Origin of the sequence: Thauera sp. SWB20 (genome assembly GCF_000831325.1) — a bacterium.
Classification (GTDB): Bacteria; Pseudomonadota; Gammaproteobacteria; order Burkholderiales; family Rhodocyclaceae; genus Thauera; species Thauera aminoaromatica.
In genome coordinates this window covers 462,110-477,179 of the sequence record NZ_JTDM01000020.1, presented here as the reverse complement: position 1 = coordinate 477,179, position 15,070 = coordinate 462,110, and the positions used below count along the sequence as shown (strand labels likewise).

Annotated in this window: 13 protein-coding genes and 1 tRNA gene; 7 read left to right on the top strand and 7 right to left on the bottom strand. The window is 69.1% G+C overall.

Annotated elements, in window-relative coordinates; translation table 11 throughout:
- Positions 1-112 precede the first annotated feature (112 nt).
- From PO78_RS22480 to pntB, 3 genes are all read left to right on the top strand, one after another.
- Positions 113-409 carry a hypothetical protein gene (locus PO78_RS22480; RefSeq protein WP_082047837.1) on the top strand — a complete coding sequence of 99 codons (297 nt, stop codon included), beginning with the start codon at positions 113-115 and terminating at the stop codon, positions 407-409.
- A 241-nt stretch (positions 410-650) separates the two neighbouring features.
- Positions 651-2,240, top strand: coding sequence for a Re/Si-specific NAD(P)(+) transhydrogenase subunit alpha (locus tag PO78_RS16055; RefSeq protein WP_004317128.1), 1,590 nt, complete (start codon positions 651-653; stop codon positions 2,238-2,240).
- A gap of 10 nt (positions 2,241-2,250) precedes the next feature.
- On the top strand, positions 2,251-3,666 hold the full coding sequence (pntB, locus tag PO78_RS16050; protein ID WP_004317126.1) for a Re/Si-specific NAD(P)(+) transhydrogenase subunit beta: 1,416 nt from the start codon (positions 2,251-2,253) through the stop codon (positions 3,664-3,666).
- A 286-nt stretch (positions 3,667-3,952) separates the two neighbouring features.
- On the opposite strand, the gene PO78_RS16045 is transcribed toward pntB, so the two are convergent.
- The 3 genes from PO78_RS16045 to PO78_RS16035 form a co-directional block, all read right to left on the bottom strand.
- Positions 3,953-4,029, bottom strand: a tRNA-Pro gene (locus PO78_RS16045).
- A 46-nt stretch (positions 4,030-4,075) separates the two neighbouring features.
- The gene (gene ispB / locus PO78_RS16040; protein ID WP_004317124.1) at positions 4,076-5,044 is read right to left on the bottom strand and encodes an octaprenyl diphosphate synthase; all 969 of its coding nucleotides are present in this window, start codon (positions 5,042-5,044) and stop codon (positions 4,076-4,078) included.
- A 95-nt stretch (positions 5,045-5,139) separates the two neighbouring features.
- A complete protein-coding gene (locus PO78_RS16035; RefSeq protein WP_004317123.1) occupies positions 5,140-6,402 on the bottom strand; it encodes an extracellular solute-binding protein in 1,263 nt (420 codons plus the stop codon).
- Between the two features lie 175 nt (positions 6,403-6,577).
- On the opposite strand from PO78_RS16035, the gene PO78_RS16030 reads away from it, so the two are divergent.
- Positions 6,578-6,940, top strand: coding sequence for a hypothetical protein (locus tag PO78_RS16030; RefSeq protein ID WP_004317121.1), 363 nt, complete (start codon positions 6,578-6,580; stop codon positions 6,938-6,940).
- 21 nt (positions 6,941-6,961) lie between these two features.
- Here PO78_RS16030 and PO78_RS16025 read toward each other — a convergent pair whose 3' ends face one another.
- Positions 6,962-7,999: an aldo/keto reductase gene (locus PO78_RS16025; RefSeq protein WP_043745177.1), complete on the bottom strand. Its 1,038-nt coding sequence runs from the start codon at positions 7,997-7,999 to the stop codon at positions 6,962-6,964.
- A 299-nt stretch (positions 8,000-8,298) separates the two neighbouring features.
- On the opposite strand from PO78_RS16025, the gene rlmM reads away from it, so the two are divergent.
- The 3 genes from rlmM (at position 8,299) to PO78_RS16010 (ending at position 12,967) form a co-directional block, all read left to right on the top strand.
- Entirely contained in the window at positions 8,299-9,393 is a 1,095-nt protein-coding gene (rlmM, locus tag PO78_RS16020; protein ID WP_004317117.1) for a 23S rRNA (cytidine(2498)-2'-O)-methyltransferase RlmM, read from the top strand.
- Between the two features lie 138 nt (positions 9,394-9,531).
- Positions 9,532-11,040, top strand: coding sequence for a DEAD/DEAH box helicase (locus PO78_RS16015; protein WP_043745172.1), 1,509 nt, complete (start codon positions 9,532-9,534; stop codon positions 11,038-11,040).
- 124 nt (positions 11,041-11,164) lie between these two features.
- Entirely contained in the window at positions 11,165-12,967 is a 1,803-nt protein-coding gene (locus PO78_RS16010) for a sensor domain-containing protein (protein WP_043745164.1), read from the top strand.
- On the opposite strand, the gene PO78_RS16005 is transcribed toward PO78_RS16010, so the two are convergent.
- The 3 genes from PO78_RS16005 to PO78_RS15995 all read right to left on the bottom strand — a co-directional run bounded on the left by PO78_RS16005 (position 12,961) and on the right by PO78_RS15995 (position 15,070).
- Positions 12,961-13,290 carry a hypothetical protein gene (locus PO78_RS16005; RefSeq protein ID WP_043745162.1) on the bottom strand — a complete coding sequence of 110 codons (330 nt, stop codon included), beginning with the start codon at positions 13,288-13,290 and terminating at the stop codon, positions 12,961-12,963. The genes PO78_RS16010 and PO78_RS16005 overlap by 7 nt on opposite strands.
- A gap of 98 nt (positions 13,291-13,388) precedes the next feature.
- Entirely contained in the window at positions 13,389-14,768 is a 1,380-nt protein-coding gene (locus PO78_RS16000; protein ID WP_043745159.1) for an NAD(P)(+) transhydrogenase (Re/Si-specific) subunit beta, read from the bottom strand.
- The gene (locus PO78_RS15995; RefSeq protein WP_012585126.1) at positions 14,765-15,070 is read right to left on the bottom strand and encodes an NAD(P) transhydrogenase subunit alpha; all 306 of its coding nucleotides are present in this window, start codon (positions 15,068-15,070) and stop codon (positions 14,765-14,767) included. Before PO78_RS15995 ends, PO78_RS16000 begins: the two co-directional genes overlap by 4 nt.

Here is a 15,070-nt window from a genome sequence, read left to right as displayed (position 1 = left end):
CGACATGATGACGATCTCCTTGGATTCCGACGTTTCCGCGCTGCTCCGGCAGGTTCGCGTGGCGCGGGGGACGCCGCACATTCCACGTCCATGACCACCGCAGCCTCGTGCGATGGATAGCCCTTGCAGCTCGATAGAACTTCAGGCGGGCAGGATAAGGTTTTTTGGTGCGGCCAAGCAGACCATCAAGAACCCGCCCTCGGCAGCGCACGATGGCGACCTGATCTGCTTCGAGCGCCACGCGGTGCCGGGCGCGGATGCACGCACGCTGACGCCGGGACGCGGCCTCGCTTCACGGTGCATCGGCGGTGGCCCGGGCATCGCCCTGGCTATCGAAAGCCAGGTCGGATCCGGCATACTCGCCGAGGGAACGAACATCGGCAATCGACGCGAATGCGATCGCCCATGAGTTCGCCCGGGCCAGGCGGGCATGTCCGTGACGAACGCGCACGCCGGCACCAACGAAAACCGAACAGGGAGAACCCGATGCACCCGACCATGGCTTGCGGAGCCACGCTTCGTGAAATCCGCTTCGCACCCACCCCGGGGAGCCCGCGCGCAGCGACAGCGCAAGACTTCCCCGGGCATGCCCGCACCATCCACTCGGCCGCGCCCCGCTTCCACAATCAAACCTGCGCGGAGTCGGGATCATGACCTTGCTGATCGGAGTTCCGAAGGAAACCTTCGCCGGTGAAAAGCGCGTCGCGACCGTTCCCGAGGTCGTGGCGAAACTCATCAAGCTGGGCTTCTCCGTCGCGGTCGAGAGCGGCGCCGGCGCGGCGGCCAACTTCTCCGACGACGACTACCGCGCTGCCGGCGCGGAGGTGTCGCCCGGGTCGGCCGAGCTGCTGGGCCGCGCCGACATCGTCTTCAAGGTGCGCCCGCCCACGCTGGATGAGGTCGGCATGCTGCGCGAGGGCGCGACGCTGATCGGCTTCGTCTGGCCGGCGCAGCACCCCGAACTGATGGCGGCCTTGCAGGCGCGCAAGACCACCGTGCTCGCGATCGACTGCCTGCCGCGGCAGCTGAGCCGCGCGCAGAAGATGGACGCGCTGTCTTCCATGGCCGGCATCAGCGGCTACCGCGCGGTGGTCGAGGCGGCGAACGCCTTCGGGCGCTTCTTCAACGGCCAGATCACCGCCGCGGGCAAGATCCCGCCGGCCAAGGTCTTCATCGCCGGCGCCGGCGTCGCCGGCCTGGCGGCGATCGGCACCGCGGCCAACCTGGGCGCGGTCGTGCGCGCCAACGACACCCGCGCCGAGGTCGCCGACCAGGTGGTGTCGCTCGGCGGCGAGTTCGTCAAGGTCGATTACGACGAAGAGGGCTCGGGTGGCGGCGGTTACGCGAAGGTGATGAGCGAGGGCTTCCAGGCCGCGCAGCGCCAGATGTACGCGCGCGAGGCGAAGGACGCCGACATCGTGATCACCACCGCGCTGATCCCGGGCAAACCCGCACCCAAGCTGATCACCGCCGAGATGGTGCAAAGCATGAAGCCGGGCAGCGTGATCGTCGACCTCGCCGCCGAGCAGGGCGGCAACTGCGAGCTCACCGTGCCCGGCGAGGCGGTGGTACGCCATGGAGTCACGATCATCGGCTACACCGACCTCGTGAGCCGGCTGGCCAGGCAATCCTCGACCCTGTATTCGAACAACCTCCTCCGCCTCACCGAAGACCTGTGCAAGGCAAAGGATGGCAACATCGCCGTCAACTTCGAGGACGACGCGATCCGTGGCCTCACCGTGATCAAGCAGGGTGAGCTCACCTGGCCCGCACCACCTCCCAAGCTGCCGGCCGCATCGGCCAAACCCAAGGCTTCGAGCGCACCGATCACCGCACCCAAGGGCCATGGCCACGGGGCCGGCGCGCCGATGCCGGTCAAGTCGCTGGCGATCGTGTTCGGTGTCGGCGCCCTGCTGTTCCTGCTCGTCGGTCTGTACGCCCCGGCCAGCTTCCTCACGCACTTCACCGTGTTCGTGCTGGCCTGCTTCGTGGGCTACATGGTGGTCTGGAACGTCACACCCTCGCTGCACACGCCGCTGATGAGCGTCACCAACGCCATCTCGTCGATCATCGCGATCGGCGCGCTCGTGCAGATCGCCCCACCGCTGGCCGAAGGCGCCAGCGATCGACCGGGGGGGCTGATCGGCGTGCTCGCCTTCGTCGCCATCACCCTCACGGCCGTCAACATGTTCGGCGGCTTCGCGGTGACGCGTCGCATGCTGGCGATGTTCCGCAAATAAGGAGAAGACAATGACCTCAAGTCTGGCCACTGTCTCGTACATCGGCGCCACCATCCTCTTCATCCTCAGCCTGGGCGGACTCGCCCATCCCGAGACCGCGCGCCGCGGCAACCTGTTCGGCATCGCGGGCATGAGCATCGCGGTGCTGGCCACCGTGTTCGGCCCGCAAGTCGGCATGGGCGGCATTCCATGGATCGTCATCGCCCTCGTCATCGGCGCCGCCGTCGGCCTCTACGCCGCGAAGAAGGTGCAGATGACGCAGATGCCTGAGCTCGTCGCCCTCATGCACAGCCTGGTGGGTCTGGCGGCCTGTCTGGTGGGCTTCGCGAGCTACGTGGACACCTCCCTGGTGTTCCCCACCGCTGCCGAGAAGACCATCCACGAGGTGGAGATCTACGTCGGCATCCTGATCGGCGCAGTCACCTTCTCCGGCTCGCTGGTCGCCTTCGCCAAGCTCTCCGGCAAGATCGGCGGCAAACCGCTGCTGCTGCCCGCGCGCCACTGGCTCAACCTCGCCGGGCTGATCCTGGTGATCCTGCTCGGGCGCTGGTTCCTCAACACACACTCGATCTGGGCCGGCATGGCCTTGCTGCTGGTGATGACGTTGATCGCGCTGGCCTTCGGCGTGCACATGGTGATGGCGATCGGTGGAGCCGACATGCCCGTCGTGGTCTCGATGCTCAACAGCTATTCGGGTTGGGCGGCGGCGGCGACGGGCTTCATGCTGGGCAACGATCTGCTGATCGTCGTCGGCGCGCTGGTGGGCTCCTCGGGGGCGATCCTGTCCTACATCATGTGCCGCGCGATGAACCGCAACTTCGTCAGCGTCATCGCGGGCGGCTTCGGCTCCGGCAGCGGCGCGCCCGCGGCGACGGCCGACGGATCGGAGCCGGCCGGCGAGGTCACGTCGATCAGCGCGGTGGATACCGCCGACCTGCTGCGCGACGCGAAGAACATCGTCATCGTGCCGGGCTACGGCATGGCGGTCGCACAGGCACAGCACGTCGTCTGCGAGATCGTCAACGTGCTGCGCGGACAGGGCGTCGCCGTGCGCTTCGCCATCCACCCGGTGGCAGGCCGCATGCCCGGCCACATGAACGTCCTGCTGGCCGAGGCCAAGGTTCCCTACGACATCGTGCTCGAGATGGACGAGATCAACGCGGACTTCCCCGAAACGGATGTGGCGATCGTGATCGGTGCCAACGACATCGTGAACCCGGCCGCGCAGGAAGACCCGGGCAGCCCGATCGCCGGCATGCCGGTGCTCGAGGTGTGGAAGGCACGGACCTCGATCGTCATGAAGCGCAGCATGGCTTCCGGCTACGCCGGGGTCGACAACCCGCTGTTCTACAAGGAAAACAACCGCATGCTGTTCGGCGACGCCCGCAAGATGCTCGACGAGGTGTTGGGCGCGCTGAGCGCTTGAAGCAGCACGGGCGGATCCGCGTGCCGGGGTTTCGCGTGGCGGCGGCACCGCGGTGAAACCCGCCCGACCTGAGCCGCGGTGGCTGCAATCGGGACGTGGATCCTGCCCGGACAATCGTACGGCCAACCTGGAGAGTCAGATCCGGGCGCGCTGCAGTGCAGATTTCGTGTCGCGCTAAAGCGGATCAGCGCGACACCGGGACGCAGCATCAAGGGGGCAATCAAACGCAAACCCTTGATTCGATAACAAAAAAGCCACTCATTGAGTGGCTTTTTTGCGGGATTTTTGGTCGGGGAAAGAGGATTCGAACCTCCGGCCCCTGCGTCCCGAACGCAGTGCTCTACCAGGCTGAGCTATTCCCCGACACTTTTTTGCTGCTTTTTGCTGCCCTGCGAAGCCAGAAACTATATCAGTGTTTTCGCCGAACTGCAAAGTCCGATAATTGTAGCAGCGCTTCCTTGAAAATGGAAGGGGGAAGCACCGAAATCGCGTCGATTGCGAGCTTCGCCTCCGCTTCCGCGTAGCGGCGCGTCTCTTCGAGCGCGCCGGTCGACTGGATCGCCGCGAGCACGGCCGCGAAATCGCCGCGGCCGCCGCCTTCGATCGCGTGACGCACCAGCGCGCCCTGCTCCGCCGTGCCATGCTGCATCACGTGGATCAGCGGCAGCGTCGGCTTGCCTTCGGCGAGGTCGTCCCCAAGGTGCTTGCCGGTGTCGGCCTCGTCGGCGGAGTAGTCGAGCACGTCGTCGATGAGCTGGAAGGCGGTGCCAAGGTGCATGCCAAAGGCGGCCAGGCGCTGCTCGAGCGCGTCGTCCGCACCGGCCACGATGCCGCCCAGGCGCGCCGCGGCCTCGAAGAGCTTGGCGGTCTTGTAGCGGATCACGCGCAGGTAGTCTTCGATGACGACGTCGGCGTTGTGGCAGTTGAGCAGCTGCAGCACCTCGCCCTCGGCGATGATGTTGGTGGCGTCGGCGAGCACGCGCATCACGCGCATCTCGTCGACCCCGACCATCATCTGGAAGGCACGCGAATAGAGGAAGTCGCCCACCAGCACGGCAGAGGCGTTGCCGAAGGCGGCGTTGGCGGTACGCTTGCCGCGGCGCAGGTCGGACTCGTCGACGACGTCGTCGTGCAGCAGGCTGGCGGTGTGGATGAACTCGACGACCGCGGCGAGCTCGTGGTGATGCACGCCGCGATAGTCGAGCGCGCCCGCCGCGTAGAGCACCAGCGCGGGGCGCAGCCGCTTGCCGCCGCTGCCGACGATGTATTCCGCGATGCGGCGGATCAGGGCCACGTCCGAGTGCAGTCGGTTGCGGATGACCGTATCCACCGCTTGCATGTCGGCGGCGATCGGCGCGAAGAGCTGCTGGACGGACAAGGCGTTCTGGCTCGCGGAAAATCGTAGATGTTAGGCGGCGCCCGCGCGCGGCGTCAAGCCGCAACCCCGGGCGCCGCAGGTGAGCGGTAGCGAGCTCAGTTGCCGTTGCGGGCGCGCGTCACCGCGTTGTCGAGCGCTTCCTTCGCGGCCTTCTCGTCGGCCCACACGCCGGCGAGTTCCTCATCGAGGATGCGGCGCACCTTCTGGCGCTCGACCACGGGCTGCGCCGACGACTGCGGCGTGGCGGGCTTGCCGCCGAGCTGGTCGACCGCGACCTGGATGTTCTCGAGGTCGTTGCCGAGCAGCTCGCTGCGCGAGGCCAGCAGGCCGGCGCGGTTGAGCGGCAGGTAGCCGGTCTCGCGCTGCCACGCGACCTGGTTGTCGGGCTGCAGCCAGAAACTCACGAAGCGCGCCACGGCCTTGTATTCGGCCGGTTTCTTGCCTGCCGAGGCCCACAGTGCGGGACCGTCGGCGATGGTGTTCTGCGGCGCACCGGGGAAGTCGTCGTAGTAGGGCAGCTTGGATACCGCCACATCGACCTTGCCGGCACGGCGGAAGTCGGTCCAGCTCGCCGAGGGCGCGGCGATCACCGCGCACTCGCCGCGCGCGAAGCGCTGCTCGGCCTCGGCCTGCTGGTCGAACACGTGCAGGTAGCGCGCACGCGTCCAGCTCGCCATCATCGCCACATGCTTGACCTGAAACATGCCGTTGAAGCTCGGTACGGTGGTCTTGCCGCTCTGCGCGGCCACCGGCTCGTTATGCCAGGCCGAGAGGTTCTCCACCATCACGCGGCCGGGCTCGGCCACGGTATAGGGGCAGGTGTGACCGGTATCGGCGAGGCGCCCGAGGGTTTCCTGCAGATCGAACCAGGTGTTGATCCGGGTGGTCTCCGGGTTGAGGCCGGCCTGGCGCAGCGCGTCGCGGTTGAGGAACAGCACCGGGGTCGACAGGCCGACCGGCAGCGCCAGCAGCTGTCCCTTGGCATCGACCGGGGTGCGCGTCATCATCGCGGGCGGACGCAGGGTCTGCAGCGGCACGCCACTTTCCTTCATGAGCTGGAAGAGCGGCTTGAAGCGCGGCTTGCCGGCGACGAACTCCTCCTCGTCGTCGCCCTCGAGGATCATCAGGTGGGGCGCGCCCGAGCGCCAGTCCGCCGCGGACATCACGACCTGCACGTCCTTGGACTGCGCGTTGAAGCGCTCGACCAAATCCTTCAGCGCCCCCGCCTTGGCATCGGGCAGGCGATGGAAGAGCTGGACCTGCTGCTGGGCGCTGGCCTGGACCACCGAGCCGGGCGCGAAGAAGAGACCGCCGGCAGCGACCGCTGCGGCCAAGGCCTTGAAACGCATCTTGTTCATCGATTCGACACACAGAAAGGAGCCGGGCAGGACGGCCCGGAAGCGGGCGCGATTATAGATCCGCGCGCACTCGAATAGTGGGCCTCGAGGGCGAGCGTGCCGCGCGCGCGACACTCCTCTCAAGATGGGGTGGCCGCGGCCGATAACCCCACCAGAAGAATGCCCCCGGATCGCCATGCCCCGCCCGACCCCATCCCCGACGCTGCGCCGACTCGTCCTCCTCGCCCTGCTGCCCTTCGCAGCCGGCTGCGACCAACTCGCCGAGGTGCTCGAGCTGCCCAATCCATCGAAGGTCGAGGCCGAGGGCCGTGCGGTCGGGAGCGCCTGCCGCCACTCCGGGCGCTCGCTGGAGGACTGCTACGCGCTCAATCCGGCGGCCTCGAAGGCGGCGGTGTTCGCCGGCTGGCGTGACATGAACGACTACATGATGGAGCACAAGCTCGAGATCGTGCCCTCGCAGCTCGTCCAGGGCGCGCCAAAGGCAGCGCCTCCCCGGTCCACGGCGCAGGCGGCGCCGGCACAGCCCGCAGCGCACTGACCGCCGTACCCGCACCGACGCTCAGGGCGCCGGGTTGCCGTGCAGCTGATGAACCCGCTCGATCTCGGCGAGCGCATCCTCGTCGAGACGCCGATGCCAGGCGTCGAGGTTCTCGGCGAGTTGCGCCACCGTGGTCGCGCCCACGATGGTGCTGCCCACGAACCAGCGCGAATACACGAAGGCGAGCGCCAGCGCGGTGAGGCTCATCCCGCGCCGCCGCGCGATCTCCGCGTAGCGCTCCACCGCCGCACGCACACCGGGCTTGGCGTAGCGCACACCGAAATTCTCGAACTCGGTGAGGCGCCCGCGCGCAGCCGGGTCGGCGAGATACTTGCCCGACAGGTGGCCGAAGGCGAGCGGCGAATACGCCAGCAGCGCCACGTCCTCGCGCAGCGTGATCTCGCTCATGCCGTACTCGTACACCCGGTTGAGCAGGTTGTAGGCGTTCTGCACCGACACTACGCGTGGCAGGCCGCTCTCCTGCGCCATGCGCACGAACTCCATCAGTCCCCAGGGCTGCTCGTTCGACAGGCCGACGTGGCGGATCTTGCCCTCGTCCACCAGTTCGGCGAGCGCCTCGAGCTGGGCGCGGATCGGCGTGGATTCGCGCTCGCGCGCCGGATCGAAGGGCAGCTGGCCGAACAGCGGCTGGTTGCGCGCCGGCCAGTGCAGCTGATACAGGTCGATGTAGTCGGTGCGCAGCCGGCGCAGGCTGCCCTCGACCGCGGTGCGGATGTTGGCGCGGTCGAGCGCGAGCGGACCGCCGCGGATCCACTCCAGGCTGCGCGCCGGCCCCGCCACCTTGGTCGCGATCACCAGCTTCTCGCGCACCTGGCGCGCCAGCCAGTTGCCGACGATGCGTTCGGTCTCGCCGCTGGTCTCGGCACGCGCCGGGACCGGATACATCTCGGCGGTGTCGATGAAGTCGATCCCGCGCTCCACGGCGAGGTCGAGCTGGCTGTGCGCCTCGGCCTCGCTGTTCTGCTGGCCAAAGGTCATGGTGCCCAGGCACACCGCCGACACCTGCGGCCCCGCTCCGCCCAGCCGGCGGTATTCCATTTCACGTACTGCCATCCCGTATCCCCTTTTCCGACAACCGAATCGTGACCCGCCGCGCTCCCGCGGGCTGCTCCGGAGGCGCGAGGGTGTGCCTTGGGAGCGACGCGAATCGCAACTGCGGCGCGCGGAACCCGCGCAGGCGCGGCGGCCGGCCCGATCTCAACCTGCGTCGTAGCGCCGGCATGCTCGCCAGCGCGGCGCTCGCGGCTTATCATCCGCTGCCTTGCGCCGATTCCAGTTGCCGCCCCTGCGGCCCGGCACGGACCCATCATACTGCAGCCCCTGCGCGCACCGACCCCATGAACCAGCACACCCCCGCCGCCGCGCTCGCCTGCGCCGGCCTCCTCGGCTATTGCCGCGCCGGCTTCGAGAAGGAACTCGCCGCCGAACTCGACGACATCGCCGCCGAAGCCGGCCTGATCGGCTACGTGCGCGCCGAGCCCGACTCGGGCTACGTGATCTACGAGACCTTCGAGCCCACCCCGCTCGGCAGCTTCGGCGAATCCACCGACTGGCGCCGCCCGGTGTTCGCGCGCCAGCTCCTGCCGTGGTTCGCGCGCGTCGACGATCTGCCCGAGCGCGACCGCGCCACACCGATCGTCGAGGCGGTGAAGGCCAGCGGCCAGCGCTTCTCCGGGGTGATGCTGGAGACTCCGGACACCGACGAGGCCAAGCAGCGCTCGGGCTTCTGCAAGCGCTTCACCGAGCCGCTCGCCAAGGCGCTCGAGAAGGCCGGCTGCCTGCGCAGCAGCCGCGCCGGCCTGCCGGTCCTGCACGTGCTCTTCACCAGCGCCACCACCGCCTGGCTCGCCGCCGGCCAGCCCGGGCAGTGCTCGACCTGGCCGATGGGCATCCCGCGCGTGCGCATGCCCTCGAACGCGCCCAGCCGCTCCACCGCCAAGCTGTCCGAAGCCTTCATGATGCTGCTCGAGGAAGGCGAGCGCGACAGCATCCTGCGCGCCGGCCAGCGCGCGGTCGATCTCGGCGCCGCGCCGGGCGGGTGGACCTGGCAGCTCGTCAATCGCGGCCTGCGCGTCACCGCGATCGACAACGGCCCGCTGCGCGACAGCGTGATGGCGACCGAGATGGTCGAGCACCTCAAGGCCGACGGCTTCACCTGGCGCCCGCACCGGCCGGTGGACTGGATGGTGTGCGACATGGTCGAGCAGCCCTCGCGGATCGCCTCGCTGATGGCCGAATGGGTCGCCACCGGGCGCTGCCGCTACACGATCTTCAACCTCAAGCTGCCGATGAAGCGCCGCGTCGAGGCGGTCGAGCAGTGCCGCGAGCTGATCCGCAAGCGGCTCGCCAGCGTCGGCCCCTACGACCTGCGCATCAAGCACCTCTACCACGACCGCGAGGAGGTCACCGCCTTCCTCACGCTCAAGCGCTGAGCGGACCAGGCGCGGCGGACCGCCGCCGCGCGGTCGGCGGCGAAGCCCCTGTCCGGTAACGCTTTTTGTGCCGTGTATAATCCGGGTTTTCCGTCATCCGGCGGTCGATTGTCGACCGTCTCCAACCCGAAGGCACCCATGAGCTTTGCCGATCTCGGCCTCATTCCCGAACTGCTGCAGGCCGTCACCGACGCCGGCTACACCGAGCCCACGCCGATCCAGCGCCAGGCCATCCCCATCGTCATCGCCGGCAAGGACGTCATGGGCGGCGCCCAGACGGGCACCGGCAAGACCGCCGGCTTCACCCTGCCGCTGCTGCACCGCATCGCCCGCCACGCCAACACCAGCACCTCGCCCGCCCGTCACCAGACGCGCGCGCTGATCCTCGCGCCCACGCGCGAGCTCGCGATGCAGGTGTTCGAGTCGGTCAAGACCTACAGCAAGCACCTGCCGCTGCGCTCGGTGTGCGTCTATGGCGGCGTCGACATCCGCCCGCAGCAGGCCGAGCTGCGCCGCGGCATCGAGATCGTCATCGCCACGCCGGGCCGGCTGCTCGACCACCTCGAGCAGAAGTCGATCAACCTGTCGCAGGTCGAGGTGCTGGTGCTGGACGAAGCCGACCGCATGCTCGACATGGGCTTCATCCCCGACATCAAGCGCATCCTCGCCCTGCTGCCCAAGCAGCGCCAGAGCCTGCTGTTCTCGGCCACCTTCTCGGACGAGATCAAGCGCCTCGCCGACCAGATGCTGAAGGAACCGCAGCTGATCGAGGTCGCGCGCCGCAACATGGTCTCCGAGACCATCACCCACGTGGTGCACCCGGTGTCCTCGGGCATGAAGCGCAACCTGCTCGCCCACCTGCTGCGCCACAAGCCCGACACCCAGGCCCTGGTCTTCGTCGACACCAAGCTCATGTGCGGCCGCCTGGCGCACTACCTCGAGCGCAGCGGCATCTCGGCCGACGCCATCCACGGCGACAAGGGCCAGCAGCAGCGCACCGACACGCTCGAGGCCTTCAAGTCGGGCAAGCTGCGCGTGCTGGTCGCCACCGACGTGGCCGCGCGCGGCCTCGACATCGACGAGCTGCCCTTCGTGATCAACTTCGAGCTGCCGCACACCGCCGAGGACTACGTGCACCGCATCGGTCGCACCGGCCGCGCCGGCCACCACGGCTATGCGATCTCGCTGGTCAGCTCGGAAGAAAAGCACTGGCTGTCCGAGATCGAAAAGCTGATCAAGCTGCAGATTCCGCAGGAGAGGGTACCCGGCTTCGACCCCGATCCCGACTTCCACGAGGCCGGCAGCCGCGGCCATCGTGGCCGCAGGCCGGCGGCCGCGGCCGCCGACACCGAGGCGCAGGCTCCGGCGGCGCGCTCCGGCGGCCGCGAACGTGGCGTCGAGCGCAGCGCCGAGGCTCGTCGCGAGCCAGCGCGCGAGCGCGAAGGCTTGCGCGCCGGCCCCCGCCGCGGCCGCAGCAGCGTCGCCGCCGACGGCTTCGACTTCTCCAAGCCCTACGAGCCGCTCAATCCCCCCGTCGCGGTCGCCGAGCAGACTCAGCCCACCGTGGCCGCTGCCGGCAAGCCCGACCCGCTACGTCGCCACCAGCGTCCGATCGCGGTGCTGCTCGGCGGCCTCGGGCGCAAATAAGGGGCACCCCGGCCCCTTATTCGCCACACGGCGGCGCACAGGCATCGGCTATGCTGTGGTCTCACTCGCAGGCGCCCCCGCCCGGGGGCGCCCGCATCGAACTCCCCTGCGATCCTCTGCTGTCGTGAACCCTTCCGGACACCTGCCGGGCCTGCCGCCCTCCCCCGGCCCCTCCTCTGCCGAGCCCTTCGTCGCGGACCTTTCGGAGGGCGCCGAGACCGGCGTATACCTCGCCCTGCTCGAACTGCTCGACGAGGGCCTGCTGATCACCGGCGACGAGGTCGTGCTCGACGCCAACAGCGCCGCCTGCCGCCTGCTCGGCCGCGACTACCGCGACGTGGCAGGGCGTCCGCTCGCCGACCTCTTCCCCGACGGCCAGGCCTTCCTGGCCGCGCGCGCGCGCCTGCTGATCGAGGGCGAACGCCGCGGCCGCCTCGACTTCGCTCTCCCGGATGGCGGCGTGCGCGCGCTCGAGTTCAACTGCGCGCCGCGGCTGCGCCCCGGCATCCACGCCATCATCCTGAGCGCGCCCGCGGTCGTGGCGGAGTACGAAACGGGCACCCCCGTCCTCGCAACGCCACGCCCGACAGCAGGCGGTGCGCGCGCGTTCGACGACGCGCCGTCGATGTCGATGTACCTGACGAGCCACGACCCGCTCACCGGCCTGGCCAACCGCCGCATGCTCGAGGCGCGCTTCGGTGACTGCGCGGTGCGCGCGGCGGGCCGCCACGGCAGCATCGCGATCGTGCGCCTCGACCTCGACGGCTTCGCCGCGGTCAATCGCAGCCTGGGCGAGAGCGCCGGCGACGAGATCCTCCGGTGCATCGCCCGCCGCCTCGCCGCTACCGCCGGTTCCGCTGCCCTGGTGGCGCGCGAGCGCAGCGACAGCTTCATCGTGCTGCTGCCCGAGCCGGCGCATCCCGGCAACGCCGACCAGTTCGCCGAAACCCTGCTGCGCGCAGTGGCCGAGCCCCTCGAGCTCGGCGGCGGGCTGCAGCGCATCACCGCCAGCGCCGGCCTCGCCCTCTATCCGCAGGACGGGCGCAACCTCGACACCCTGCTGCGCAACGCCAAGAGCGCGCTCGAACAGGCGCGCCGGCTCGGCGGCAACCACTGCAGCGTCTTCCACACCCGGCTCGACGGCCCCGGCTTCGACAGCAGCCATCTCGAACGCGGCCTGCGCCACGCCTTGCAAGCCGACGAGCTGTGCCTGCACTTCCAGCCGCTGGTCGATGCGCGCTCCGGTCGCACCCGTGCGGGCGAGGCCTTGCTGCGCTGGCGCCACCCCGAGCTCGGCCTGCTGCCCTACCGCCAGTTCATGGGTGCGGTCGGCGACCCCCGCCTGCTCGCCGACGTCGGCGACTGGGTGCTGGCCACTGCCTGCGATCACGCTACCGACTGGCCGCCGACGCACGATGGCGAATGCCTGCGCCTGACGGTGAATGTCTCGGTCGAGCAGCTCATGCGCGGCGACTTCGCGGCGCGCGTCGCGACCGCCCTGCGCACCTCCGGGCTGAAGGCGGAGCGGCTCGAGCTCGACCTCGACGAAAAGGTGCTGGCACTCGACAGCCCGACGCTCGCCGCCACGCTGGAGCGCATCGCCGCCACCGGCGTGCGCCTGTCGATCGACGACTTCGGCCGCGGCCTGTCGTCCATCCCGCGCCTGCGCCGCTACCCGCTCGCCGCGCTCAAGCTCGACCCCGAGCTGGTACGCGGGGTCGGTCGCAGCGAGGACAGCGAGGCCATCGTCGAGGCGGTCGGCGCGCTCGCCGGCACGCTCGGGCTGGAAATCTACGCGCGCGGGGTCGAGCACCGCGGCCAGCAGGCCTTCCTGTGCGCGCTCGACTGCCACCTGCAGCAAGGGCCGCTGTTCGGGCGGCCGCTGGCGGCGCGGGAGTTCGCGGACCGCCTGCTCCGCACTCAGTAATCCCGCAGGCTGGCGCAGGTCTCCACGCGCCCGGTAATACGACCGAAGCGCTGCAGGCGCTCGCGCACGAAGTCGTCGGACACGCGCCGGTCGGCACAGTATTCGCGCAGCTGCATCGCCAGCGTGGTGTATTGCAGGCGGCGCACGCTGTCGGCGAGCGGCGGGAAACGATAGCCGTCGGTGCGCCGCCACTCGGGCGTCGGCGGATTCGCCGCAGCCGCAGCCGCAGCTGCAGGCGCAGCGGGAGCCTTCTGCGCAAGGGCCGGAGCGCTGGAAAGGCCGAGCGGGACGACAAGGAGGAAAGCGAAAAGGCAAACGCGCATCGGGCCGCAGGTACAGGAAGGTTCCCTGCCCTTACGGCCCGATGCGCCTCCGGCTTGAGCGGAACCCGCCGGCGCTGCAGCCGGCGGGCGGTTCGGCGTCATGCCTCCATCGACTTCACGTGCTGGATGACCTCGGCGATGGCTTCCTGCGCGCTGCCGTAGAGCATGCGGCAGTTGTCCTTGTAGAACAGCGCGTTCTCGATGCCCGAGTAACCGGCGCCCTTGCCACGCTTGACCACGATGACGTTCTGCGCCATGTCGGCGTTGAGGATGGGCATGCCGTAGATCGGGCTCGACTTGTCGGTGCGCGCGACCGGGTTCACCACGTCGTTGGCACCGATCACCAGGGCCACGTCGGCCTGGGCGAAGTCGTTGTTGATCTCGTCGAGATCGAAGATCTTGTCGTAGGGCACGCCGGCCTCGGCGAGCAGCACGTTCATGTGGCCGGGCATGCGGCCCGCGACCGGATGGATCGCGAACACCACCTCGACGCCGCCCTCCTCCAGCAGCTGCGCCATCTCCCACACCTTGTGCTGGGCGCCGGCCACCGCCATGCCGTAGCCCGGCACGATGATGACCTTCTGGCCGTAGCGCATCAGCGCCGCCGCATCCATCGACGACAGCTCGCGCATCGTGCCCTCGACGGCCTCGCCGCCTTCGGCCGCGGCACCGGTGATCGGAGCGAAGATGATGTTCCTGATCGGGCGGTTCATCGCCTTGGCCATGAGCTGGGTGAGCAGCATGCCCGAGGCGCCGACCACGATGCCGGCCACGATCAGCGCCGGGTTGCCGATCACGAAGCCCTTGAAGCCGACCGCGAGGCCGGTGAAGGCGTTCAGCAGCGAGATCACCACCGGCATGTCGGCACCGCCGATCGGCATCACCAGGATCACGCCGAGCGCGAGCGCGAGCACGAAGAACAGGAAGATCTCGAAGCCGCCCGTGTGCGCCGAGTAGGCCACGGTGAGGCCGATGCCGATGGTGATGACCGAGAGCAGGAAGTTGATGTTGTTCTGCCCCGGCAGGCGGATCGCCTTGGTCATCAGCCCCTGCAGCTTGGCGAAGGCCACGCACGAACCCGAGAACGCCACCGCGCCGATCACCGCGCCGAGCGCGAGCAGCGTGGACGTGACCGCGTCGTGCGGCACCCCGCGCACCAGCTCGATCGCCGCGATGCCGGCCGCGGCGCCGCCGCCCATGCCGTTGTAGATCGCAACCATCTGCGGCATGTCGGTCATCTTGACCACCTTGCCGCTGTACCAGGCGACGCCGCCGCCGAGCACGATCGCCACCACCATCAGGCCGATGTTGTGCAGGTCGGGGATGAAGAAGGTGGCCAGGGTCGCGGCGATCATCGCGTAGCCGGCCCACACCACGCCCTTGCGCGCGGTGACCGGCGAGGCCATCGCCTTGAGGCCGAAGATGAACACGATGGCGGCGATGAAGTACGCCATGTTGACGAACCAGTTCGAGGTCATTGCTCACCCCCCTGCTTGCGGCCGCCGGCCTTGAACATGCCCAGCATGCGCTCGGTGACGATGTAGCCGCCGGCCGCGTTGGCCGCGCCGAGGAACACCGCGAAGAAGCCGATCAGCAGCTGCAGCGGGCTTTCCGGGTCGGCATGGCCGAGCGCCACCATGGATCCGATCAGCACGACGCCATGCACGAAATTGGAGCCCGACATCAGCGGGGTGTGCAGGATCACCGGCACGCGCGAGATCACCTCGTAACCGGTGAACGCGGCCAGCGCGAAGATGTACAACGCGGTAAAGCCATCCAT